The organism is Streptomyces sp. NPDC048018 (assembly GCF_043202995.1).
GTDB lineage: Bacteria > Actinomycetota > Actinomycetes > Streptomycetales > Streptomycetaceae > Streptomyces.
The window spans coordinates 468,796-492,436 of sequence record NZ_JBIDBK010000002.1 but is presented as its reverse complement, the minus strand read 5'-3'; the positions used below and the strand labels follow the sequence as shown (position 1 = coordinate 492,436).

Below are 23,641 nucleotides of genomic sequence, written 5' to 3'. Positions count from 1 at the left end.
GCAGCCCCGGCCCCGGGTAGCCCCGTCCCCGGGCAGATCCGGTCAGGGCGCATCTGCCCAGGGCCTTCCGGGGCCGGGCCGGTCCCGAGGGCCCCGTCCCGAGGGCCCTGGCTAGGAGTCGCCGCCCATCGCGGCGGTGTCGTCGCCGCTCCTGCGCCTTCCGCCCGTGCCGGACCTGCGGGCCAGCTCGCCCGCCGCCAGCGTCGCCCTGGCGACACCACGGGTCCAGCGCGGGCCGCCGCGGGCCGCCCAGACCACGCAGACACAGCCGGCGACGGCGAGCACGAGGATGCCGGAGAGAACGAGGATGGTCATGTGGGGGTCCCCCTTCGCGGATGCACGCCGAGTGCGTCCCGGCGGCGGTCGGGTTCATCGTCTCAGGGGTTCTCCAGGGCGATGACGGCCGGCAGCACGTCGGCGAACGCCCGGGAAGCCCCGTCGAAGAGGCGGGGCGGCCTTCACGTACGGCAGGGGCACCTTCGCGTCCGACGGGCCGGTACGACGCCAGGGGCGGGCCGGGCGCCCGTGGCGGACCGGCGGGCCCGCCCTCGCCCAGGACGGCCGCCCAGGACGGCACCGCCGAGAACGCGCACCTCCAAGACCCGCGGCCCCGGCCCCCGAACCCGGTTACCGGATCGACCCCGTCCGGTCCACCGTGTGCCGCGGTCGGGTCACCTTCCGGAGCCGACCTTCTCCTGCTCGGCGGACTCCGGGTCCGTCCCCGCCTCCGGGGACGGACCGCCCCGCGTCGTGCCCTGCGGGAGCGACGCGGCGGGCTCCACGAGGCGGGGGAGCCGGTGCGGGCGGGAGCCGTACCAGAAGTACGAGGCCAGGAAGCCGAAGGCCAGGCAGATCACGCCGCCGACCGCGTCCATCCAGAAGTGGTTGGCGGTGGCCACGATGACGACGAGCGTGGCCGTCGGGTAGAGCAGTCCGAGGATCCGGGCCCAGGGCGCCCTGGCCAGCAGGAAGATCGTCACACCGCACCACAGCGACCAGCCGATGTGCATCGACGGCATCGCCGCGTACTGGTTCGACATGTGCTTGAGGTTGCCGGAGGCCATCGAGCCCCAGGTGTGGTGCACGAGCACGGTGTCGATGAACTGCTGCCCGTTCATGAGGCGGGGCGGAGCCAGCGGATACAGGTAGTAGCCGACCAGTGCCACCGCGGTCGTGGCGAAGAGGACCGTGCGGAACGCCGCGTAACGACCCGGCTGCGTACGGTAGAGCCACACGAGCACACTGATCGTCACGACGAAGTGCAGGGTGGCGTAGTAGTAGTTCATCGACACGATCAGCCACGTCACCGAGTTCACGGCGTGGTTGACGGAATGCTCGAAGGCCAGGCCGAGGGAGTGCTCGAACTCCCAGATCCAGTCGGCGTTCTCCAGCGCCTTGGCCTTCTGCTCGGGCACCGCGTTGCGGATGAGCGAGTACAGCCAGTAGCTCACCGCGATGAGCAGGATCTCGAACCAGATCCGGGGCCGGCGCGGGGTGCGGACGCGCAGCGCGCGCGTGAACCTGCCGCCGCCAACGGTGGGTGACGACGGGGTCGTCCGACTTTCCGAGGTCTTCACGGTCGTTTCACCCATAGGAGGAGAGTCTGCCAGATCCCGTTCCCTCGACCGATCATCCCTCGGTCGGGTATGAGGCGCACCCTCTCAGTCTCAGGAAGGAGAGGGAACCGCGACCGAGGGCGCGGGAGCGGAGGCCGTCGAACCGCGAACCACCAGCTCGGGCATGAAGACGAACTCGCTGTGCGGGGCCGGCGTGCCGCCGACCTCCTCCAGGAGCGCCCGCACCGCCGCCTGCCCCATGGCCTGCACCGGCTGCCGGATGGTGGTCAGCGGCGGATCGGTGAACGCTATGAGCGGGGAGTCGTCGAAGCCGACCACCGACACGTCCTTGGGCACGTCGAGCCCCTGCTGCCGGGCCGCCCGGATCGCGCCGAGCGCCATCATGTCGCTCGCGCACACGATCGCCGTGCACCCCTTGGTGATGAGCGCGGACGCGGCGGCCTGGCCGCCCTCCAGGGTGTAGAGGGAGTGCTGGATCAGCTCCTCGGCCTCCTCGGGGGTGAGCCCGAGCCGCTGCTGCATGCCCTTGCGGAAACCCTCGATCTTGCGCAGCACCGGCACGAAGCGCTTCGGCCCGACGGCCAGCCCGATCCGGGTGTGCCCGAGCGCCGCCAGGTGCGTCACGGCCAGCACCATCGCGGCCCGGTCGTCGGGGGAGACGAAGGGGGCCTGCACCTTGGGGGAGAAGCCGTTGATGAGGACGTACGGGACGCCCTTGCCGCGCAGCTGGTCGTAGCGGGTGGTGTCGGCCGTGGTGTCGGCGTGCAGCCCGGAGACGAAGATGATGCCGGAGACCCCGCGCTCCACCAGCATGTCGGTGAGCTCGTCCTCCGTGGACCCGCCGGGGGTCTGGGTGGCGAGCACCGGGGTGTATCCCTGACGGGTGAGGGCCTGCCCGATGACCTGCGCGAGCGCGGGGAAGATCGGGTTGTCCAGTTCGGGGGTTATGAGTCCGACGAGTCCGGCGCTCCGCTGGCGCAGCCGTACCGGGCGCTCGTAGCCGAGCACGTCGAGTGCGGCGAGCACGGATTCACGGGTGGCCGCGGCCACACCGGGCTTGCCGTTGAGCACGCGGCTGACTGTGGCTTCACTGACCCCCGCCTGGGCTGCGATGTCGGCGAGCCGCGCGGTCATGGGAGTGGACTGTACCGGTCGTGCGTCGGATTGCCCACCGAACGCGGGTTCCGGCCGTTGTCGGCCACCTTGCGCAAGTTCTTGCAAGAGGAGATGTGTCCCCGGAGGTGTCAAGCGGCTCGTCGGCAACCTTAGGGACACGTGGATGTAACGATCCCCGGGTCTTGCAGAAATTTCACGCAAGCTCTTTCGGCTCGTTTTCATCCCTGTTACGTTCCTGGCAACCCGGCGCGCCGCGAGGGAGCGGTCGCAGAGGAAGGTTCCAGCCCCTCGTCATCCGGGACCACCTGAAGGAGTTCACATGCGGCGTGGCATAGCGGCCACCGCGCTGGTCGCGGCCCTGGGCGTGACCCTGGCGGCGTGCGGAAGCGACAACGGATCCACCGACGGCGGAGCGAAGGGCTCGGGCGAGCTCTCCGGCACCGTCACCTGGTGGGACACCTCCACGGTCGGTTCCGAGGACAAGGTCTTCAAGAAGATCGCCGAGGACTTCACCAAGAAGCACCCCAAGGTCACGATCAAGTACGTCAACGTGCCTTTCGGTGACGCCCAGAACAAGTTCAAGAACGCCGCCCAGTCCGGCGCCGGCGCCCCCGACGTGATCCGCTCCGAGGTCGCCTGGACCCCGGACTTCGCGAACCTCGGCTACCTCGCCCCGCTGGACGGCACCGCCGCCCTGAAGGACAAGGAAGACTTCCTCAAGCAGGCCGCCGCCTCGACGAAGTACAACGGCAAGACCTACGCCGTGCCCCAGGTCATCGACTCCATGGGCATCTTCTACAACAAGAAGATCTTCAAGGACGCCGGCGTCGAGGTCCCCAAGAACATCGACGAGCTGAAGTCCGTCGCCACCAAGATCAAGCAGAAGACCGGCAAGACCGGCCTGTACCTGCGCGGTGACGACGCCTACTGGTTCCTGTCCTTCCTGTACGGCGAGGGCGGCGACATGGTCAACGCCGACACCAAGACCGTCACGATCGACAACCCGGCCGGCGTCAAGGCCTTCAAGACCGTCAAGGACCTGGTCGACTCCAAGGCCGCGATCACCGACGCGACCAACGGCTGGGACAACATGCAGGCCGCCTTCAAGGACGGCAAGGTCGCGATGATGATCAACGGCCCGTGGGCCGTCGCCGACACCTACACGGGCAAGGAGTTCGCCGACAAGGCGAACCTGGGCATCGCCCCGGTCCCGGCCGGCTCGGCCGGCCAGGGCGCCCCGCAGGGCGGCCACAACCTCGCCGTCTACGCCGGCTCCAAGAACCTGGACGCCTCCTACGCCTTCGTCGAGTACATGAGCTCGACCGAGGTCCAGGCCCAGGTCGCCAAGGAGCTCAGCCTGCTCCCGACGCGCAGCTCGGCCTACGGCAAGACGGAGGTGGCGACCAACGAGATGATCACCTTCTTCAAGCCGGTCGTCGACAAGGCCGTCGAGCGCCCCTGGATCCCGGAGGGCGGCAGCCTCTTCGCCCCGCTCGTCACCGAGTACACCAAGGTCCTCACCAACCAGGCCACCCCGGAGCAGGGAGCGAAGACGGCGGGCGACTCCTACCGCAAGCTCCTGAAGGACTGGAAGTAACAAGGAAGCGGGAAGGAAGGCAGACCGGCTGATGGCTGTGGACACCAGCAGCCAGTCGGTGGCGAAGGCCGCGGGCGACGACGTCGCCCGCGGCCGGAGCCGCGGAACTGGCAAGCACAAGGGCGGGGGCCAGGGCGCCGTGCGGCGTTCGCTCTCCACCCACTGGTACGCCTGGGCGATGGTCGCCCCGGTCGTGCTCGTGATCGGCGTGATCATCGGATACCCGCTGGTCCGCGGCATCTGGCTGTCGCTCACCGACGCCAACGAACGCAACGTCGAGCGTTCCATCGGCGTCAACCACATTCCCGCGACCTACGAGTTCACGGGCCTGCGGAACTACACCGACGCGCTCACCGGCGGCCAGTTCCTCGGCACGCTCGGCTGGACCCTGGTGTGGACGGTCTCCTGTGTCTCGGTGACCTTCGTCCTCGGCCTCGCGCTCGCCAACATCCTCAACCGGAAGATGGCCGCACGTTCCGTCTACCGGATGCTGCTGGTCCTGCCCTGGGCCGTCCCCGGCTTCGTCTCCGTCTTCGCCTGGCGCTTCCTCTACGACGAGCGCCGCGGCATCCTCAACCAGCTGCTCGCGGGCGGCGGCATCGACGCCGTGCCGTGGCTCAACGACCCCACCTGGGCCAAGTTCTCGGTCATCGCCGTGAACGTGTGGCTCGGTGTGCCGTTCATGATGGTCGCCCTGCTCGGCGGTCTGCAGTCCATCCCCGGCGAGCTCTACGAGGCCGCCGAGATGGACGGCGCCGGCGCCTGGCAGCGCTTCCGGCACATCACCCTGCCCGGACTGCGGTCCGTCAGCACCACGGTGATCCTGCTGAGCACCATCTGGACCTTCAACATGTTCCCGGTGATCTTCCTGCTGACCCGGGGCGGTCCCGGCGAGGCCACCCAGATCCTGGTGACCCAGGCCTACAAGTTCTCCTTCGAGATCAGCCCCCGCGACTACGCGCAGTCCTCCACCTGGGGCGTGCTGATCCTGATCCTCCTGATGGTCTTCGCCGCGGTCTACCGGCGGGTCCTCCGCAAGCAGGGAGAAGTCTGGTGACCACCGCCGTCCACACCCCCCGCCGCGGCCGCCGTTCGCCGCTCGCCTCCGTCGGGCTGCACGCGACCCTGGTCGTCGCCTCCGTGATCGCCGTCTTCCCGGTGCTCTGGGTGCTGCTGACCTCGCTCAAGCCGGCGAAGTTCGCGACCACCACGGACTTCGTCAAGGAGCCGACGCTCGAGAACTACACGAACCTGCTGAACGACACCCCGTTCCTCACCTGGTTCGGCAACTCGCTGCTCATCGCCGCCCTCACCACCGTGCTCGGCGTCTTCGTCTCCTCCACCACCGGCTACGCGGTCAGCCGCTTCCGCTTCCCCGGCAAGCGCGGTCTCATGTGGACCCTGCTGATCACCCAGATGTTCCCGGTCGCCGTCCTCATCGTGCCGATCTACAACATCATGGCGTCGATGGGCCTGCTCAACAGCCCGACCGGCCTGGTCGTCACCTACCTGACGATCGCCGTCCCGTTCTGCGCCTGGATGATGAAGGGCTTCTTCGACACCATCCCGCGCGAGATCGACGAGTCGGGCCAGGTCGACGGCCTCACCCCGTTCGGCACCTTCTGGCGGCTGATCCTGCCGCTCGCCAAGCCGGGCATCGCGGTGACCGCCTTCTACTCGTTCATCACCGCCTGGAGCGAGGTCGCCTACGCCTCCGCCTTCATGGTCGGCGACGAGAACCTGACCCTCGCCGGCGGACTGCAGAAGTTCGTCAACCAGTACGGCGCCCAGTGGGGCCCGATGACCGCGGCCTCCGTGCTCATCGCCATCCCCGCCGCGCTGGTGTTCCTCTTCGCCCAGCGCCACCTGGTGACCGGTATGTCCGCCGGCGCCGTCAAGGGCTGAGCTCGGAAGAGCCGCCGTGTCCGCGCACTCCGTGTCCGCACACTCCTTACAAGCAAGGAAGACATGACCCAGCACCTCGCCGCCCCCGCCGACGCCGTACCCGCCACCGGCACGCAGTCGGACTGGTGGAGAGACGCGGTGATCTACCAGGTCTACCCCCGCAGCTTCGCCGACGGCAACGGCGACGGCATGGGCGACCTGGTGGGCATCCGCAGCCGGCTGCCGTACCTCAAGGAACTCGGCGTCGACGCCGTCTGGCTCTCCCCCTTCTACGCCTCCCCGCAGGCCGACGCGGGCTACGACGTCGCCGACTACCGGGCCATCGACCCGATGTTCGGCACGCTCCACGACGCCGACGCCGTCATCCGCGAGGCCCACGACCTGGGCCTGCGGATCATCGTCGACCTGGTGCCCAACCACTCCTCGGACCAGCACGAGTGGTTCCAGCGCGCGCTGCGCGAGGGCCCCGGCTCCCCGCTGCGCGAGCGCTACCACTTCCGCCCCGGCCAGGGCACCGACGGCGAACTCCCGCCCAACGACTGGGAGTCCATCTTCGGCGGCCCCGCCTGGACCCGTACGGAGAACCCGGACGGCACGCCCGGCGACTGGTACCTGCACCTCTTCGCGCCCGAGCAGCCCGACTTCAACTGGGAACACCCCGCCGTCCGCGACGAGTTCCGCTCGATCCTGCGCTTCTGGCTCGACATGGGCGTCGACGGCTTCCGCGTCGACGTCGCCCACGGCCTGGTCAAGGCCGCCGGCCTGCCCGACATCGGCAGCCACGACCAGCTGAAGCTGCTCGGCAACGACGTCATGCCCTTCTTCGACCAGGACGGCGTCCACGAGATCTACCGCTCCTGGCGCACGGTGCTGTCCGAGTACGACGGCGAGCGCGTGCTCGTCGCCGAGGCCTGGACCCCCACCGTCGAGCGCACCGCCAACTACGTGCGCCCCGACGAGATGCACCAGGCCTTCAACTTCCAGTACCTGGGCACCCACTGGGACGCGACCGAGCTGCGCGGCGTCATCGACGCCTCGCTCGCCGCGATGCGCCCGGTCGGCGCCCCCACCACCTGGGTGCTCTCCAACCACGACGTCACCCGGCACGCCACCCGGTTCGCCAATCCGGCGGGCCTCGGCACCCAGCTGCGCACCCCCGGCGACCGCGCCCTCGGGCTGCGCCGGGCCCGCGCCGCGAGCCTGCTGATGCTGGCGCTGCCCGGCTCCGCCTACGTCTACCAGGGCGAGGAGCTCGGCCTGCCCGACGTCACCGACCTGCCCGACGAGGTCCGCCAGGACCCGTCCTTCTGGCGGGCCACCGGCCAGGACGGCTTCCGCGACGGCTGCCGCGTGCCGCTGCCCTGGACCACCGGGGGTTCCTCGTACGGCTTCGGCACCGGCGGCTCCTGGCTGCCGCAGCCCGCCTCCTGGGGCGGACTGAGCGTCGAGGCGCAGACCGGTGACCCCACCTCCACCCTGGAGCTGTACCGCAGCGCGCTCGCCGTGCGCCGCGCGCAGCCGGGGCTCGGTGCGGGCGAGTCCGTGGAGTGGCAGGACGCCCCCGAGGGCGTGCTGGTCTTCCGCCGCGACGGCTTCGTCTGCACCGCCAACACCACCGGCCGGGCCATCACCGTCCCGCTGCCTGGCCGGTTCCTTCTCTCCAACGAGGAGATCCGGATCGTCACCGACGGCGAGGGCACCGCCGAGCTGCCCGCCGACACCACCGCCTGGTGGGCGGTGTGACGATCCCCCTGCCGCGGGGCGCCGGAGGGGGCGCCCCGCGGCTCGCGGACATCGCCGCCCAGTCGGGGGTGAGCGAGGCCACCGTCAGCCGGGTCCTCAACGGCAAGGCGGGGGTGGCCGGCGCGACCCGGCACAAGGTGCTGGCCGCGCTCGACGTGCTCGGCTACGAGCGTCCGGTACGCCTCAAACGGCGCAGCGCGGGCCTCATCGGTCTGGTCGTGCCCGAGCTGACGAACCCCATCTTCCCGGCGTTCGCCCAGATCATCGAGCAGGTCCTGGCCGGGCACGGCTACACCCCGGTGCTGTGCACACAGATGCCGGGGGGCGCGACCGAGGACGAGCTCGTCGAGCAGCTCGTGGAGCGCGGGGTGGCCGGCATCGTCTTCCTGTCCGGCCTGCACGCGGACGCCGGCGCCGACCCGGCCCGCTACACCCGCCTCGCCGCGCGCGGGGTGCCGTTCGTCCTCATCAACGGCTTCAACGAACACATCGACGCCAACTTCGTCTCGCCCGACGACCGCGCGGCGGCCCGGATGGCCGTACGGCACCTGGTCGACCTCGGGCACGAACGGATCGGTCTCGCCATCGGGCCGACCCGCTACGTGCCCTCGCGCCGCAAGGCGGAGGGCTTCTGCGCCGAACTGCGCGAACAGCTGGGGGTGGAGCGGGCCGAGGCCGAACGCCTCGTGCGGCCCACCCTGTTCGGCGTGGAGGGCGGCCACGCCGCCGCCGACCTGCTGCTCGCCGAGGGCTGCACCGGCATCGTGTGCGGTTCCGACCTGATGGCCCTCGGGGTGGTCAGGGCGGCCCGCGCCAGGGGGCTCGACGTGCCCCGCGACGTGTCCGTGGTCGGCTTCGACGACTCCCCGCTGATCGCGTTCACCGACCCGCCGCTGACCACCGTGCGCCAGCCGGTGCAGGCCATGGCGACGGCGGCGGTCGGCGCGCTCCTGGAGGAGATCGAGGGAAACCCGGTCCAGCGCACGGAGTTCGTCTTCCAGCCCGAGCTGGTCGTACGCGGTTCCACTGCGCAGCCGCCGCAACTCCTTGCGTAATCCCTTCCATTGGGCTGTGCGAAGGGTTGACCGCACGCCTGTGCGCCCCTACGGTCGCGGCTGAAAACAGTTGCTGTCATTTTCGGCAACTTCTTGCGACAGGGACGTCGTACAGGAGGAGAGATGGCAAGAAAGACCGTGGCCGCTGCGCTCGCCCTTGTGGCAGGAGCCGCCGTGGCCGTCACGGGCACCCCCACCGCGCAGGCCTCGCCCCCGGGGGAGAAGGACGTCACCGCGGTGATGTTCGAATGGAACTTCGCCTCGGTGGCCAAGGCCTGCACCGATCAGCTCGGCCCCGCCGGCTACGGCTACGTCCAGGTCTCGCCGCCCCAGGAGCGCATCCAGGGATCCCCGTGGTGGACCGCGTACCAGCCCGTCAGCTACCGGATCGCCGGACCGCTCGGCGACCGCACCGCCTTCAAGAGCATGATCGACACCTGCCACGCGGCAGGGGTCAAGGTCGTCGCCGACTCGGTCGTCAACCACATGGCCGGTCCGTCGGACCCCAACGCCACCTACACCGGCACCGGGGGATCCACCTACAGCAAGTACAACTACCCCGGCGTCTACTCCGGCTCCGACATGGACGACTGCCGGGCCGCCATCTCCAACTACCAGGACAAGGCGAACGTCCAGAACTGCGAGCTCGTCAACCTCGCCGACCTCGACACCGGCGAGGAGTACGTGCGCGGCCGGATCGCCGCCTACCTCAACGACCTGCTGTCACTGGGCGTGGACGGCTTCCGCATCGACGCCGCCAAGCACATGCCGGCCGCCGACCTGGCCAACATCAAGTCCCGGCTGACGAATCCTTCCGCCTACTGGAAGCAGGAGGCCATCCACGGCGCCGGCGAGGCCGTCTCCCCGAGCGAGTACCTCGGCACCGGCGACGTCCAGGAGTTCCGCTACGCCCGTGACCTCAAGCGGGTCCTGCAGAACGAGAAGCTCTCGTACCTGAAGAACTTCGGCGAGGCCTGGGGCTACATGCCGAGCGGCCAGTCCGCCGTCTTCGTCGACAACCACGACACCGAGCGCGGCGGCGACACCCTCAACTACAAGGCCGGCGCCTCGTACACGCTGGCCTCCGTCTTCATGCTGGCCTGGCCCTACGGCTCCCCGGACGTCCACTCCGGCTACGAGTGGACCGACAAGGACGCCGGCGCCCCCAACGGGCACCAGGTGAACGCCTGCTACAGCAACGGCTGGAAGTGCCAGCACGCCTGGCGCGAGATCTCCTCCATGGTCGCCTTCCGCAACACCGCCCGCGGACAGGCCGTCACCGACTGGTGGGACAACGGCAACAACGCGATCGCGTTCGGCCGCGGCACCAAGGCCTACGTGGTGATCAACCACGAGACCTCGGCCCTCACCCGCACCTTCCAGACCTCCCTGCCCGGCGGCACCTACTGCGACGTGCAGAGCGGCAACGCCGTGACGGTGAACTCCGCCGGCCAGTTCACGGCCACCCTCGGCGCCGACACCGCCCTGGCGCTGCACGCCGGCGCCCGCACCTGCGCCGCCCAGCCGGTCACCGCCGGCGTCTCCTTCAACGTCAACGCCACCACGGTGACGGGCCAGAACATCTACGTCACCGGCAACCGCCCCGAACTCGGCAACTGGTCCCCGGCCGCCGCCCTCAAGCTCGACTCCGCCGCGTACCCGGTGTGGAAGCTCGCCGTGACGCTGCCCGCCGGAACGGCCTTCGAGTACAAGTACGTCCGCAAGGACCAGGCCGGAAACGTGACCTGGGAATCGGGTGCCAACCGCACCGCGACCGTCCCCGCCTCGGGCCAGGTCACCGTGAACGACACCTTCCGCAACTGACGTCCGCCGCGTCCCAGGGCCGCCCCGGCCGGGGCGGCCCCCCTTCCCGTCCTCCTGGGAGCACCCCCGTGACACGCAAGAGAACGGCGGTCGTCCTGGCCGCCGCGCTGTGCGCCGCCCTCGTGCCCGCCATCCCCGCCACGGCCACGCCGCGGCCCCCGGCCCCGCCCTCCGACCGGGCCCTCGCCGCCACCCCGGCCCGCCACGACCTGACCCGCGAGCAGTTCTACTTCGTGCTGCCCGACCGCTTCGCCAACGGCGACGCCTCCAACGACCGCGGCGGCCTCACCGGCAGCCGTACGGCGACCGGCTTCGACCCGGGCGACAAGGGCTTCTACCAGGGCGGCGACCTCAAGGGCCTCACCGAGCGCCTCGACTACATCAAGGGCCTCGGCACCACCGCCATCTGGATGGCGCCCATCTTCAAGAACCGGCCCGTCCAGGGCGAGGGCAAGAACGCCAGCGCCGGCTACCACGGCTACTGGATCACCGACTTCACCCAGGTCGACCCGCACTTCGGCACCAACGACGACCTCAAGCGGCTCATCGCCGCCGCCCACGCCAAGGGCATGAAGGTCTTCTTCGACGTCATCACCAACCACACCGCCGACGTCGTGGACTACGAGGAGAAGTCCTACGGCTACCTCGCCAAGGGCGCCTTCCCCTACCTGACCAAGGACGGCGTGCCCTTCGACGACGCCGACTACGCCGACGGCACCCGGCGCTTCCCCGCCGTCGACCGGGACTCCTTCCCGCGCACCCCCGTCGTCGCCGCGGACGAGAAGGACGCCAAGGTCCCCGCCTGGCTCAACGACCCGACGATGTACCACAACCGGGGCGACTCCACCTTCGCCGGCGAGTCCTCCACCCACGGCGACTTCGCCGGTCTGGACGACCTGTGGACCGAGCGTCCCGAGGTCGTCCAGGGCATGGAGCGGATCTACCAGCGCTGGGTGCGCGACTTCGACATCGACGGCTTCCGCATCGACACCGTCAAGCACGTCAACACCGAGTTCTGGACCCAGTGGGCCACCGCCCTCGACGAGTACGCCGCCAAGCGGGGCCGCAAGGACTTCTTCATGTTCGGCGAGGTCTACTCCGCCGACCCCGCGGTCACCGCCCCGTACGTCACCGACGGACGCCTCGACGCGACGCTCGACTTCCCCTTCCAGGACGCCGCCCGCAGCTTCGCCTCCCAGAGCGGCCCCGCGGACAAGCTGGCGAACCTCTTCGCGCAGGACTACCGCTACACCACCGACAAGGCCAACGCCTACGAGTCGGTCCCCTTCCTCGGCAACCACGACATGGGCCGCTTCGGCACCTTCCTCAAGCAGGACAATCCCCGGGCCGGCGAGGCCGAGCTCCTCCAGCGCTACCGCCTCGCCAACGAGCTGATGTTCCTCAGCCGCGGCAACCCCGTCGTCTACTACGGCGACGAGCAGGGCTTCACCGGCGCCGGCGGCGACAAGGACGCCCGGCAGAGCCTGTTCGCCTCCCGGACCGCCGACTACCTCGACGACGACCAGCTCGGCACCGACCGCACCCACGCGAGCGACGCCTACGACACCACCCACCCGCTCTACCGGCAGATCACCGAGCTCTCGGCGCTCACCCGGAAGCACCCGGCGCTGCGCGACGGCATCCAGCAGGAGCGTTACTCCCAGGGCTCCGTCTACGCCTTCTCCCGCACGGACGCCCGGCAGCGCACCGAGTACCTCGTCGCCGCCAACAGCGCCGCCGTCCCGCAGACCGTCTCCGTGCCCGCCGACTCGGCCGCCTTCCGGGTCCTGTACGGCGGCACGGGCACCGTCGCCGCGAAGGACGGCAAGGTCACCGTGACCGTCCCGGCCCTGTCCGCCCTCGTCCTCAGGGCCGACCGGCCGCTCCCGGCCCCCGCCACCGCGCCGCGGCTCACCCTCACGCCCCCGGCCGCCGGCGCCACCGGCACCGTCGAACTCGGCGCCGACGTCACCGGCGGCGGCCTGAACCGCGTCGTCTTCGCCGCCCAGACCGGCAACGGGCCCTGGCAGGTCCTCGGCTCCGCCGACCACGCCCCCTACAAGGTCACCCAGAAGGTCACCGCGCCCGCCGGCACCGCCCTGCGCTACAAGGCCGTCGTCGTCGACAGCGCGGGCCGCACCGCGAGCGCGACCGCCGCGACCACCAGCGGAGCCCCGGCCGTCGAGCAGCCGCCGACCGCCACCCAGCGCGACTACGCGGTCGTCCACTACCGGCGGACCGACGGCGACTACGCCGACTGGGGCCTGTACACCTGGGGCGACATCGCCGACGGCGAGGGCACCGGCTGGCCCGCCGGCAAGCCCTTCACCGGGCGCGACGCCTACGGGGCCTTCGCCTACGTGCGGCTCAAGCCCGGCGCCTCCTCGGTCGGCTTCATCGCCGTGAACAAGGACGGCGTGAAGGACACCGACGCCGACCGCAGCATCGACCTCTCGAAGACCGGCGAGGTCTGGATCGAGCAGGGCCGCCCCGAGGTCCACACCTCCGCCCCCGACGGCGCCTACCCGCCCCAGGACACCACCAAGGCCGTCCTGCACTACAAGCGCGCCGACGGCGACCTCACGGGCTGGGGCCTGCACACCTGGACCGGCGCCGCGAACCCCACCGACTGGAGCAGGCCGCTGCAGCCCGTCCGCACCGACGCGTACGGGGCCGTCTTCGAGGTCCCCCTCGCGGCCGGCGCGACCTCGCTCAGCTACATCCTGCACAAGGGCGACGAGAAGGACCTGCCCACCGACCAGTCCCTCGACCTCAAGGCCGCCGGCCACGAGGTCTGGCTGCTCGGCGGACAGGAGAAGTACCTGCTGCCGCAGCCCAAGGGCAGCGGCGCGGCCCTCGACCTCACCAAGGCGCAGGCCGTCTGGATCGACGCGGACACCCTCGCCTGGAACGGCAGCGACGCCGCCGCCTCCAGCGTGCTCCTCGCCTCGCGGGACGGCGCCATCGCGGTGAAGGACGGCGCCCTCACCGGCGACCGCACCGTGCTCCGCCTCAACCCGACCCGGCTCACCGACGCCCAGAAGGCCGCCTTCCCGCACCTGAAGGCGTACGGCGCCTTCACCGTCGACCCGCGGGACCGCGACCGGGTCCGGGCGGCCCTCCGGGGCCAGCTCGTCGCCGCCCAGTACGCGGCGAACGGCGCCGTCCTGACCGCCACCGGCGTCCAGACCGCCGGCGTCCTCGACGACCTCTACGCGGCGAAGGCCACCGGCGCCGCCCTCGGCCCGGTCTTCCGGGCCGGGCGTCCCACCCTGTCGCTCTGGGCCCCGACCGCGCGGTCCGTCGCCCTCGAACTCGACGGCAGGACCGTGCCCATGCGCCGCGACGACGCCTCCGGCGTCTGGTCCGTCACCGGCACCCGGGGCTGGGCGGGCAAGCCGTACCGGTACGTCGTGAAGGTGTGGGCGCCCAGCGTCGGCAGGACCGTCGAGAACCGGGTCACCGACCCCTACTCCACCGCCCTCACCACCGACTCCGCGCGCAGCCTCGTCGTCGACCTCGCCGACCCGGCGCTCGCGCCGGCCGGCTGGAAGACCCTGAGGAAGCCCGCCGCGGTGCCCCTGCGCGACGCGCAGATCCAGGAACTCCACATCCGCGACTTCTCCGTCGCCGACCCCACCGCGAAGGCCGGCCACCGGGGCACCTACCTCGCCTTCACCGACGGCGACAGCCAGGGCTCCCGGCACCTCAAGGCCCTCGCCGCCGCCGGCACCTCCTACGTCCACCTGCTGCCGGCCTTCGACATCGGCACCATCCCCGAGAAGAGGTCCGAGCAGACCGCGCCCGCCTGCGACCTGAAGGTCTACGCCCCCGACTCCGAGGAGCAGCAGGCCTGCGTCACCGCCGCCGCGGCCAAGGACGCCTACAACTGGGGCTACGACCCGCTGCACTACACGGTGCCCGAGGGCTCGTACGCCACCGACCCCGAAGGCACCCGCCGCACCGTCGAGTTCCGGCGGATGGTCCAGGCCCTCAACGGCGACGGCCTGCGCACCGTCATGGACGTCGTCTACAACCACACCGTCGCCGCCGGACAGTCCGACAAGTCCGTCCTCGACCGCATCGTGCCCGGCTACTACCAGCGTCTCCAGGCCGACGGCTCCGTCGCCACCTCCACCTGCTGCGCCAACACCGCGCCCGAGAACGCCATGATGGGCAAGCTCGTCGTCGACTCCGTCGTCACCTGGGCCAGGGAGTACAAGGTCGACGGCTTCCGCTTCGACCTCATGGGCCACCACCCGAAGGCGAACATCCTCGCCGTCCGCAAGGCGCTGGACGCACTGACCGTCGAGAAGGACGGCGTCGACGGCAAGGCGATCGTCCTCTACGGCGAGGGCTGGAACTTCGGCGAGGTCGCCGACGACGCCCGCTTCGTCCAGGCCACCCAGAAGAACATGGCCGGCACCGGCATCGCGACCTTCTCCGACCGGGCCCGCGACGCCGTCCGCGGCGGCGGCCCCTTCGACGAGGACCCCGGGGTCCAGGGCTTCGCCTCCGGCCTCTACACCGACCCCAACGCCTCGGCCGCCAACGGCACCCCCGAACAGCAGAAGGCCCGGCTGCTCCACTACCAGGACCTGATCAAGGTCGGGCTCTCCGGCAACCTGGCCTCCTACACCTTCACCGACACCTCCGGGCGCACGGTCAAGGGCTCCGAGGTCGACTACAACGGCGCCCCGGCCGGCTACGCCGCCGCCCCCGGCGACGCCCTCGCCTACGCCGACGCCCACGACAACGAGAGCCTCTACGACGCCCTCGCCTTCAAGCTGCCGGCCGGCACCCCGGCGGCCGACCGGGCCCGTATGCAGGTCCTCGCGATGGCCACGGCCACCCTCTCGCAGGGACCGGCGCTCTCCCAGGCCGGCTCGGACCTGCTCCGCTCCAAGTCCCTCGACCGCAACTCGTTCGACAGCGGCGACTGGTTCAACGCGATCCACTGGGACTGCCGCGACGGCAACGGCTTCGGGCGGGGCCTGCCGCCGGCCGCCGACAACAGGTCCAAGTGGGTCCACGCGAAGCCGCTGCTCGCCGACCCGGCCGTGGCCCCCGGCTGCGCCGAGATCGACGGCGCCTCCGCCGCCTACCGCGACCTGCTGAGGATCCGCAGCGGTGAGCGCGTCTTCTCCCTCGACACGGCCGCCCGGGTCCAGGACGCGCTGTCCTTCCCGCTCTCGGGCCGCGACGAGACCCCCGGCGTGATCACCATGCGCCTGGGCGACCTGGTCGTCGTCCTCAACGCCACCCCGCGGGCCCAGCGGCAGACCGTCGGCGCCCTGGCCGGCACGGGCTACCGCCTGCACCCGGTCCAGGCGAACGGCGCCGACGCGGTGGTCAGGGCCGCCGCGTACGAGCAGAGCACGGGCACCTTCACGGTCCCGGCCCGCACGGTGGCCGTCTTCACGGCGCGCTGACCGCACGGGACACGGCGAGGGACCGTCCTTCCCCCGGACGACGTCCGGGGGAAGGACGGTCCCTTGTGCGGGGGGCGGGCGTCCGGTCAAGCTGTGCCCTGACATCCGCATCACCAGGAGCGACTCCCATGCCGCACATCACCGTCGACTACTCCGCGCCCCTCGACCGGCGCGGCTTCGCCCGCGCGCTGCACCCGGTCGTCGTCGAGACGGTCGACGCCCGCCTCGCCGGCTGCGTCACCAGCTTCCGCGAGATCGAGGAGACCGTGGTCGGCGACGGGGCGGAGGAGACCGCGCTCGTCCACGTCGACATCGCCCTGCTGCCGGGCCGCAGCGCCGAGGCCAAGGCCCGGCTCGCCGCGGCGGTCCTCGCGCTGCTGCCGGACCACCTCAAGGACACCGAGGGCGTCACCCTCACCGCCGAGGTGCGCGACCTCGACCCCTCCTACGCCAAGCGCTGACCGGGGATCTCCGGCACCAGCGCCACGAGCCGGCCCACCAGTTCACCGAACGGCCCGTCGGCCGGCTCGTCGGCGAGGACCGGGATCAGGATCTGTGCCATCTCGGTGTCGTAGGCCGCGCTCACCGCCGCGAGCGCCGCGAAGTCGTGCACGAGCTGCAGCTCCAGCTCCGCGCGCGGCACCCGGCGCCCGTCCAGCCACAGCAGCGCGGTCGTCTCGGCGAGCGACACCCAGGAGCGGACGACCAGTTCGAGCCGCGCCGAGGGGCTCTCGACCTCCAGATGGGCCAGGATCTGCTCGTACGCGGCCTGCCGCACCTCGTCGATCATCGCGTTGGTGGTCGACGAGCCCACCGCCGGGCCGCCCCGCATCAGCGCGGCGAAGCCCGGTCCGTGGTCGTCCACGAAGTCGAAGAACCGGCGCATCACCCGCAGCAGACGCGCCCCGAGCGGCCCCTGCGGCGGCTCGAGGAAGCGGGCCGCCAGGTCGTCGGCGGCGCGGCGCAGCGCGGCCTCGTACAGGGACTGCTTGCCGGGGAAGTAGTGGTAGACGAGCGGCCGCGAGATGCCCGCGGCGGCCGCGATCTCGTCGATGGAGACCTCGTCGGGGGAGCGGTGGCTGAACAGCTCAAGGGCCACCCCGATCAGTTGCTGCTTGCGCTCCTCGACGCCCATCCTGCGGCGTACCCCGGTCGTCATGCGAACAGCCTAACGGGAGTCCTATACGCTCCCGGCACATGAGTGCTTCTGAGCAGGCCCCCGAGCAGGACACCGCGGACCTGGCGGACGGGCCCGACGCGACGGACCGGCCCGACGCGGCGGAGGAGCCGGCCGGCCTGACCCCGCGCCAGGCGCGGCTGCTGCGGGTGGTGGCCGGATCGGTCCTGCTCGTCGTGACCGGCGCCGTGCTGGTGGCCAGGCTGGCCAGTCACACCTCGGTCCTGGTCGTCGGCGTCTACGGGCTCGCCATGATCCTCTGCGGGGTCGTGATCGAGCTCTCCCGCAACGGGCGCACGCGGCTCGCCACCTGGCTCCTGGTGGGGGGCCTGGCCACCGCGTTCGCCCTGGACTGGCTGGTCCTCCCGTAGCGGCTAGAGGTCGAGGACGAGCCGTTCCCCGGCGCACCGCGAGACGCAGATCAGCATGGACCCGGCCCGCTCGGCGTCGGTGAGCAGCTCGTCGCGGTGGTCGACCTCGCCCTCCAGGACCGTCTGCCGGCAGGTCCCGCAGAACCCCTGCTCGCAGGAGTACAGCAGGTCCGGCACGGCCTCGCGGACCACGGACAGCACCGACCGCCCGGGAGCGACCCGCAACGTCCGCCCGGTACGCCGGAGTTCGAGGTCGAAGGCCTCGCCGCCCCCGGGCGGTGCGGCGGAGAAGCGCTCCAGGCGCGGCGTCCGGCCCTCGGGCAGGGCGGCGCCCACCGCCGTCATGAGCCCTTCGGGGCCGCAGCAGTAGACCTCCGTGGCGGCGCCGACCGAGGCGAGGAACGCGAGGTCGGGACGGCCGTCCTCGTCCTCGGCGACGACCGTGGTCCGCTCCCCGCCGAGGGCGGTGACCTCGTCGAGATAGGGCATCGAGGCCCGGCTGCGTCCGCAGTAGAGCAGCCGCCAGTCCGCCCCGGCCGCCTCCGCGGCGCGCACCATCGACAGGACCGGGGTGATCCCGATGCCGCCCGCGACGAAGACGTACGAGGACGCGGGCGCCAGCGGGAAGCGGTTGCGCGGTCCGCGGATCTCGATCTCGGTGCCGGCGTGCAGCCGCTCGTGGACCTCGGCCGACCCGCCCCGGCCGCCCTGTCCGGCCTCGATGAGGCGGGTGGCCACCGTGTAGGCGGCGCGGTCGGCCGGGTCGCCGCACAGCGAGTACTGACGGACGGCGCCGGAGGGCAGCACGAGGTCGATGTGCGCGCCGGGCTGCCAGGCCGGCAGTCCGGTGCCTTCGAGGCGGAGCTGGACGACGCCGTCGGCGGGTGCGGTGCGTTCGGTGACGCGCACCCGCCGGGTGACGGTGGCCTGCTGGCCGCGCCCGGAGACCGGCTCCTCCAGGGCGGGCAGCGGCCACAGCGGGGAGGTGGTGATCCGGCGCCGGAGTGCCCGCTTGACGAGCAGGGCGCCGCCGGCGACGAGGGCGACGGTACGGATGCGTGGCACGGTCAGCGACCTCCGTTGGCGCCGGGCGAGCCGGCCAGGTAGGCCACCGCCTGGGCGGTGTCGCCCTCCTGGGAGGGGTGGTAACTCCGGCTCAGATAGCGGGGGATGGAGCGCAGCATGTCCGGTGTCGACGGCAGGACGCCGGCGCGGCCCTTGCGGACGAACTGGCCGACGGACGGCTTGGCGCCGAGGAGCGTGGGGTCGTTCTCCATGAAGAACCGCACCCCGCGCTGCCACAGGAACACCAGCGCGGAGAAGGCCGTCGCCCAGGTCCGGGCGCGCCGCCGGTAGCTGCCGTCGAGGTGCAGGAACAGCTCGAAGGCGACCGAGCGGTGCTCGACCTCCTCGGCGCCGTGCCAGCGGAGCAGGTCCAGCATGACGGGATCGGCGCCGACCCGGTCCAGCTCCTCGGCGTTGAGCACCCAGTTGCCGAGGAAGGCGGTGTAGTGCTCGATGGCGGCGATCAGCGCGACCCGTTCCATCAGCCACCACCGCCGGGCCCGTCCCGGCGGCAGCGTCCGGTCCCCGAGCAGCTTCTCGAAGAACCAGTCGACCTGGGCGGTGTACGGCGTCGGGTCGAGTCCCAGGCGCCTGAGGTGCGGCAGCACGTCGTCGTGCGCCTGGGAGTGGACGGCCTCCTGGCCGATGAAGCCGATGACGTCCGCGCGCAGCCGGTCGTCGGTGATGTAGGGCAGCACCTGCCTGTACACGTGCACGAACCAGCGTTCGCCGGCCGGGAGCAGCAGGTGCAGCACGTTGATGGTGTGGGTGGTGAACGGGTCGTCGGGCACCCAGTGGAGCGGGGTGTCCTCCCAGTCGAAGGACACCTTGCGAGCCTTGAGCTCGATGTGTTCCGACGCCACCGGTGCAGGCTGCGTATTAGACATGGCGTCAATGTACTGAGCGGTAAGCGAACCGGCCAGATCCCGCGCAGCCCCTTTTTCGCACCGGTTTCCCGCGCCGGCGGGGCCCGTCAGCGCAGCGCGTGCAGGCGGGTGCCGTCGGCCAGGGTGCCCGTGAGGTCCGCGCGGCTCCCCCGGGCGGCCTTCACCGCCAGCACCCGCCCGTCGGCGCGGCCCTTCACCCCGCCCGACAGCGCCAGCGACGTGAAGTCCCCCGACCCCGCGGCCAGCACGTACCACTGGCCGCTCCTCGCCTGCCACACGACCCCCGCCAGCACCCGCGGATCCCGCGCCCCGCAGGCAGCCGACCCCTCCGAGCGGGCGGCCGGCGCCGAACCCGTCGCGCCCGGCGCCCGGAAGAGCGCGAGGCTCCGGCTCCCGGTGCCCCGCCACGTCTCCGCCCGGGCGCACAGCCACTCCGCGCTCCCCGCCCCCTCGGGCAGCCGCTGCGTCGCGTACGCCCAGGAGTTCACCGACCGCACCCCGTGCGAGCGCACCGCCAGGAGCTGGCAGGCCGCCCCCGCCCACTCCTCCCGCGCCGCCGCGCCCGTCGCGTCCACGGGCCGGCCGGGCGGGCCCGAGGTGAGCCGCGCCGGGGCCAGTTCGCCCAGGTCGGTCAGCAGCCGCGCGCCCGTCGCGTCGCGCAGCTGCAGCGCGCTCCAGCGCGTACAGCTCCGCGCCGTCACCGGACTCGGGAGCGGCTCGGTCACCCCGTACCGGTCCCGCACGAGGACCCGTGCCGCCTTCGCCGGCGCCAGCAGGTCCCGCACCGCCGCCTCCTCCACCCACGGGGCCGTCAGATAGCGCACGTTGCCCGCCGCGCGCGACACCACGAGGGCCGCCGAACCCACCGCGTCCGCCCCGTCCGTCCGCGCGAAGTCCAGCGCCGCCCCGCTCGTGCTCCCCACCGGCTCCGCGTACCGCACCACCCGCAGGCCGTCGAAGAACAGCACCACGCGCACCGCGTCCACCTCCCCCGCGAACAGCAGTTGCGGCGGCCCCATCGGCGGCCCCACCGGCGTGGCGGGCGTCGCCGAGGCGCGCACCGTCGGCCCCGGGCGGGCCCACACCGCGAGCGCCCGGCGCAGCAGGGCGGTGTCCCCGGTCAGCCCGCCGCGGGCCGGCCACACCGAGAAGTCCGTCCGCGCCGCGTACCGCCAGTCGGCGGTGCCGATCCGCTTCAGGCCGGCCGGGTCCAGCGCCGCCTCCGCCGCCGGATTGCGCGCGTACGAGGGGGCCGCAGCACCGTTTCTGCCCCACCCGTCACCGGGCAGCCCGAGCAGCGCCCCGCAGACGAGGAGGGCCGCCGCCGCGGCGGCCGCGGCCCGGCCGTGCTGGCGCCGCCGCATCAGATCCGTCGGCCGCGCCTGGAGCGAGCACGGGTCGAACTCCGGGGACTCCAGGAGCACGTACCGCGCCTCGACCCCGTCCGCCTCGGCGAGCGCCGCCGCCGGCTCCCCGACCCCGGCGGCCGCCAGCACCCGCAGCACCTCCGGGTCCCCCTGCCGCTCCAGACCGCGCAGCACGTACGCCGCCCGCGCCGGCCCCGAGAGCGCGGACAGGCGCTGGTCCAGGGCCAGTTCGTCGGCGCCGCCCGCGCGCGGGAACAGGCGCAGCCCCCACACGTGCGGCAGCAGCGGCGGGAACTGCGCCCGGTGCGGCAGCGCCCGGCGCCGCAGCGGGAGCCCGGCGATCAGCGCCTGCCGCAGCACCTCGCCCCGTACGTACGCGTACCCCGGGTCGACCGCGTCCTCCGTGGCCCGCCGCGCCCCGGGCACCGCCCCGGCGATACGCCTCCGGGGCAGCGCGCGCTGCACCAGCGCGTGCGCGGTGAGCACCCGCCGATTGCGCCCGAGGGAGGGCGGCAGGACGAGATAGGCGATCCGGACGAGCCGCGGATAGTGCTCGACGAGCGCGGCCTCGGCCTGCTCGACGTCGACCGGGCCGGGGGAGTCGGGAACGGGGGAGGAGGGGGCGAGTTCCTGGGTGCTCACGTTCAGCAGAACGAGCGAATCATGCGATGGTCACCCCGGCCGCCCCGCCCGCCCGGCTGCGCGCCAGGCCGCCCGCGCAGCCGCCCGGCCGGCCCGACTGTGCGCCCGCCCGCGCGGCCGCCCGGCCGCGCGCCCCGCGCCGCGCCCGGCCTCAGGCCGCGTACACCGTCAGCCGCTCGCGGATGACCGCGACCGTCTCGTCCGGGACGCCGAGCCCTTCCCGCACGTACTTCTCCATCGACCCGTGCCGCACCGCGACCTCGTCCCACGCGGCCTCCAGGTAGGCCGGTACGACCCCGAGCAGCGCCAGCGCCAGCTCCGGGTCGCCGCCCTGCAGCGTGAAGCCCTCGATGAGCGGCGCGAAGGCCTCCCGTACCGCCGGATTGACCGCCAGGTACTCGTCCGTCACCGTCCGCTCGTCCGCGCCGAGCAGCGAGAGGACCACGGTCGCCGCCCACCCCGTGCGGTCCTTGCCCGCCGTGCAGTGGAAGAGCAGCGGACCGGCGTGCGGGTCGCCCAGCTCCATGAGGAAGGCCCGGTAGGACGCGCGGGCCGAGTCGCTGGTCACGAAGGCCCGGTAGGTCCGGGCGAAGGCGGCCTGCGCCCGGCCGCCGCCCAGGTGCTCCTCGGCCAGCGCCGGGTCGGACAGCAGCGTCTTGAGCCGGGCCGCGGGCGGCAGGCCGCTGGTCGCCAGGAAGTCGGCGAGGACGTCCGCGACGAGCAGCCGCCCGCCCGGCGGCACACGGTCTGGCCGCTCGGCCCGCTCGGCGGCCGTGCGGAAGTCGACGACCGTACGGATGCCGAGTCCGGCCAGCACCGGCTCCGCGGGATCGAGCCGGTCGAGCTGCCCGGAGCGGAAGACCAGGCCCTCGCGGACGCTGCGGCCCTCGCCGAGGGGGAGGGTGCCGAGGTCGCGGAGGTTGGCCACGGTGGCGGCGGGGATGGCGGGCATGCGGCGAATCCTCCGATACCGGTGCGAAAGGCACGTTGCCTACGAACGTTAACCGATGGGCGGGGGAGGCGATCACCGGTGCCGGGTGCCGGGGTGACAGCATGGGCGCACCATGACGCACACCCGGTCGCCCCTGCGCGCCCTCCGGGCCGCACTGTTCGCGGCGGTGTGCGTGGTGTTGGCGGCTGTGGGGCATTCGTCCATGTCCGCCCACGCGATCCCGCCCGGCTCCCTCCTCGCCGCCTTCGGCGTGGTGGCCGCCCTCGCCTGGTCCGCCGCCGCCCGCCGTCGCGGCCCCGCCGCCCTCGCGACCGGCCTGACGGCCGTCCAGGGCGTCCTGCACCTGCTCTTCGGCCTGGGGGAGAACCCCGGACCGGCCGGCACCACGGCGGGCGCGGCAGGGACGGCGGGGATGCAGGGCATGCCCGGGATGACCGGGGCGGCGCACACCGGGGCCGCGGAACTCGCGGCCGACGGCGCCGGTGCCCTCGCCGGAACCGCCGCCGAACTGCCCGCGGCGGTACTCGCCGACCCCTTCCTCACCCACGCGGCGCACCTGACCCACGCCGGGCCCCTGACGCAAGGCCACGCCATGGGCGCGGGCTCCGGCGCCGGGATGCTCGCCGCGCACCTCCTGGCCGCCCTGGTCTGCGGACTCTGGCTGGCCCGGGGCGAGGCCGCGCTGTTCGCCCTGGCCCGCACGGTCGGCGCGTCCACGTTCAGTCCGCTGCGCCTCGCGCTCGCCGTCGTGCGCGTCCCGGTCCCCGTGGCACCGTCCCTCCGCCCCGTACGTGTCAGCCCGTACACCCGCCGCCTGCACGGCGTCGTCCTCGCGCACACGGTCTCCCGGCGCGGCCCGCCCGACCGGCCCGCACCCCGCGCCACGGCCCTCGGAGCACGCGTCTGACGTGATCGACCGGGGGTCGCCTCC

Annotated in this window: 18 protein-coding genes; 10 read left to right on the top strand and 8 right to left on the bottom strand. The window is 72.4% G+C overall.

Going from position 1 to position 23,641, the window contains the following annotated elements:
• Window positions 1-111: 111 nt before the first annotated feature.
• The 3 genes from ACGF1Z_RS08055 to ACGF1Z_RS08045 all read right to left on the bottom strand — a co-directional run bounded on the left by ACGF1Z_RS08055 (window position 112) and on the right by ACGF1Z_RS08045 (window position 2,711).
• On the bottom strand, window positions 112-315 hold the full coding sequence (locus ACGF1Z_RS08055; RefSeq protein WP_393001191.1) for a hypothetical protein: 204 nt from the start codon (window positions 313-315) through the stop codon (window positions 112-114).
• A gap of 356 nt (window positions 316-671) precedes the next feature.
• Window positions 672-1,592, bottom strand: a complete 921-nt coding sequence (locus tag ACGF1Z_RS08050; RefSeq protein WP_393001189.1) for a phosphatase PAP2 family protein — start codon at window positions 1,590-1,592, stop codon at window positions 672-674.
• 75 nt (window positions 1,593-1,667) lie between these two features.
• Window positions 1,668-2,711: a LacI family DNA-binding transcriptional regulator gene (locus ACGF1Z_RS08045; RefSeq protein ID WP_393001187.1), complete on the bottom strand. Its 1,044-nt coding sequence runs from the start codon at window positions 2,709-2,711 to the stop codon at window positions 1,668-1,670.
• A 301-nt stretch (window positions 2,712-3,012) separates the two neighbouring features.
• On the opposite strand from ACGF1Z_RS08045, the gene ACGF1Z_RS08040 reads away from it, so the two are divergent.
• From ACGF1Z_RS08040 to ACGF1Z_RS08005, 8 genes are all read left to right on the top strand, one after another.
• The gene (locus ACGF1Z_RS08040) at window positions 3,013-4,290 is read left to right on the top strand and encodes an extracellular solute-binding protein (RefSeq protein WP_393001185.1); all 1,278 of its coding nucleotides are present in this window, start codon (window positions 3,013-3,015) and stop codon (window positions 4,288-4,290) included.
• A gap of 31 nt (window positions 4,291-4,321) precedes the next feature.
• Window positions 4,322-5,347: a carbohydrate ABC transporter permease gene (locus ACGF1Z_RS08035; protein WP_393001183.1), complete on the top strand. Its 1,026-nt coding sequence runs from the start codon at window positions 4,322-4,324 to the stop codon at window positions 5,345-5,347.
• Window positions 5,344-6,195, top strand: a complete 852-nt coding sequence (locus tag ACGF1Z_RS08030) for a sugar ABC transporter permease (protein ID WP_393001181.1) — start codon at window positions 5,344-5,346, stop codon at window positions 6,193-6,195. Before ACGF1Z_RS08035 ends, ACGF1Z_RS08030 begins: the two co-directional genes overlap by 4 nt.
• A gap of 63 nt (window positions 6,196-6,258) precedes the next feature.
• Complete coding sequence (locus ACGF1Z_RS08025) at window positions 6,259-7,938, top strand: alpha-amylase family glycosyl hydrolase (RefSeq protein ID WP_393001179.1); 1,680 nt, start codon at window positions 6,259-6,261, stop codon at window positions 7,936-7,938.
• A complete protein-coding gene (locus ACGF1Z_RS08020; protein WP_393001176.1) occupies window positions 7,926-8,993 on the top strand; it encodes a LacI family DNA-binding transcriptional regulator in 1,068 nt (355 codons plus the stop codon). Before ACGF1Z_RS08025 ends, ACGF1Z_RS08020 begins: the two co-directional genes overlap by 13 nt.
• A gap of 123 nt (window positions 8,994-9,116) precedes the next feature.
• The gene (locus tag ACGF1Z_RS08015; protein ID WP_393001174.1) at window positions 9,117-10,817 is read left to right on the top strand and encodes a carbohydrate-binding module family 20 domain-containing protein; all 1,701 of its coding nucleotides are present in this window, start codon (window positions 9,117-9,119) and stop codon (window positions 10,815-10,817) included.
• 68 nt (window positions 10,818-10,885) lie between these two features.
• The gene (gene pulA / locus ACGF1Z_RS08010; RefSeq protein WP_393001172.1) at window positions 10,886-16,249 is read left to right on the top strand and encodes a pullulanase-type alpha-1,6-glucosidase; all 5,364 of its coding nucleotides are present in this window, start codon (window positions 10,886-10,888) and stop codon (window positions 16,247-16,249) included.
• A gap of 128 nt (window positions 16,250-16,377) precedes the next feature.
• Window positions 16,378-16,710 (top strand): 5-carboxymethyl-2-hydroxymuconate Delta-isomerase, encoded by a 333-nt coding sequence (locus ACGF1Z_RS08005; RefSeq protein WP_393001170.1) that lies wholly within the window; start codon window positions 16,378-16,380, stop codon window positions 16,708-16,710.
• On the opposite strand, the gene ACGF1Z_RS08000 is transcribed toward ACGF1Z_RS08005, so the two are convergent.
• Entirely contained in the window at window positions 16,695-17,408 is a 714-nt protein-coding gene (locus ACGF1Z_RS08000) for a TetR/AcrR family transcriptional regulator (RefSeq protein ID WP_393001168.1), read from the bottom strand. The genes ACGF1Z_RS08005 and ACGF1Z_RS08000 overlap by 16 nt on opposite strands.
• A 38-nt stretch (window positions 17,409-17,446) precedes the next feature.
• On the opposite strand from ACGF1Z_RS08000, the gene ACGF1Z_RS07995 reads away from it, so the two are divergent.
• Window positions 17,447-17,797, top strand: coding sequence for a hypothetical protein (locus ACGF1Z_RS07995; RefSeq protein WP_393001166.1), 351 nt, complete (start codon window positions 17,447-17,449; stop codon window positions 17,795-17,797).
• Window positions 17,798-17,800: 3 nt separating this feature from the next.
• On the opposite strand, the gene ACGF1Z_RS07990 is transcribed toward ACGF1Z_RS07995, so the two are convergent.
• The 4 genes from ACGF1Z_RS07990 to ACGF1Z_RS07975 form a co-directional block, all read right to left on the bottom strand.
• Window positions 17,801-18,868 (bottom strand): PDR/VanB family oxidoreductase, encoded by a 1,068-nt coding sequence (locus tag ACGF1Z_RS07990; RefSeq protein WP_393002427.1) that lies wholly within the window; start codon window positions 18,866-18,868, stop codon window positions 17,801-17,803.
• Window positions 18,865-19,749: a metal-dependent hydrolase gene (locus ACGF1Z_RS07985; protein WP_393001164.1), complete on the bottom strand. Its 885-nt coding sequence runs from the start codon at window positions 19,747-19,749 to the stop codon at window positions 18,865-18,867. Before ACGF1Z_RS07985 ends, ACGF1Z_RS07990 begins: the two co-directional genes overlap by 4 nt.
• An 86-nt stretch (window positions 19,750-19,835) precedes the next feature.
• Entirely contained in the window at window positions 19,836-21,758 is a 1,923-nt protein-coding gene (locus tag ACGF1Z_RS07980; RefSeq protein ID WP_393001162.1) for a hypothetical protein, read from the bottom strand.
• Between the two features lie 151 nt (window positions 21,759-21,909).
• The gene (locus ACGF1Z_RS07975; protein ID WP_393001160.1) at window positions 21,910-22,710 is read right to left on the bottom strand and encodes a tyrosine-protein phosphatase; all 801 of its coding nucleotides are present in this window, start codon (window positions 22,708-22,710) and stop codon (window positions 21,910-21,912) included.
• A gap of 112 nt (window positions 22,711-22,822) precedes the next feature.
• On the opposite strand from ACGF1Z_RS07975, the gene ACGF1Z_RS07970 reads away from it, so the two are divergent.
• A complete protein-coding gene (locus ACGF1Z_RS07970) occupies window positions 22,823-23,617 on the top strand; it encodes a hypothetical protein (RefSeq protein WP_393001158.1) in 795 nt (264 codons plus the stop codon).
• The last annotated feature ends 24 nt before the right edge of the window (window positions 23,618-23,641 follow it).

Coding starts and splice junctions, on each gene's coding strand:
- ACGF1Z_RS07970 (WP_393001158.1), top strand. CDS start 22,823: ATGACGCACACCCGGTCGCCCCTGCGCGCCCTCCGGGCCGCACTGTTC.
- ACGF1Z_RS08000 (WP_393001168.1), bottom strand. CDS start 17,408: ATGACGACCGGGGTACGCCGCAGGATGGGCGTCGAGGAGCGCAAGCAG.
- ACGF1Z_RS07975 (WP_393001160.1), bottom strand. CDS start 22,710: ATGCCCGCCATCCCCGCCGCCACCGTGGCCAACCTCCGCGACCTCGGC.
- ACGF1Z_RS08050 (WP_393001189.1), bottom strand. CDS start 1,592: ATGGGTGAAACGACCGTGAAGACCTCGGAAAGTCGGACGACCCCGTCG.
- ACGF1Z_RS08015 (WP_393001174.1), top strand. CDS start 9,117: ATGGCAAGAAAGACCGTGGCCGCTGCGCTCGCCCTTGTGGCAGGAGCC.
- ACGF1Z_RS08005 (WP_393001170.1), top strand. CDS start 16,378: ATGCCGCACATCACCGTCGACTACTCCGCGCCCCTCGACCGGCGCGGC.
- ACGF1Z_RS08055 (WP_393001191.1), bottom strand. CDS start 315: ATGACCATCCTCGTTCTCTCCGGCATCCTCGTGCTCGCCGTCGCCGGC.
- ACGF1Z_RS07985 (WP_393001164.1), bottom strand. CDS start 19,749: ATGTCTAATACGCAGCCTGCACCGGTGGCGTCGGAACACATCGAGCTC.
- ACGF1Z_RS08035 (WP_393001183.1), top strand. CDS start 4,322: ATGGCTGTGGACACCAGCAGCCAGTCGGTGGCGAAGGCCGCGGGCGAC.
- ACGF1Z_RS08045 (WP_393001187.1), bottom strand. CDS start 2,711: ATGACCGCGCGGCTCGCCGACATCGCAGCCCAGGCGGGGGTCAGTGAA.
- ACGF1Z_RS07995 (WP_393001166.1), top strand. CDS start 17,447: ATGAGTGCTTCTGAGCAGGCCCCCGAGCAGGACACCGCGGACCTGGCG.
- ACGF1Z_RS08040 (WP_393001185.1), top strand. CDS start 3,013: ATGCGGCGTGGCATAGCGGCCACCGCGCTGGTCGCGGCCCTGGGCGTG.
- ACGF1Z_RS08025 (WP_393001179.1), top strand. CDS start 6,259: ATGACCCAGCACCTCGCCGCCCCCGCCGACGCCGTACCCGCCACCGGC.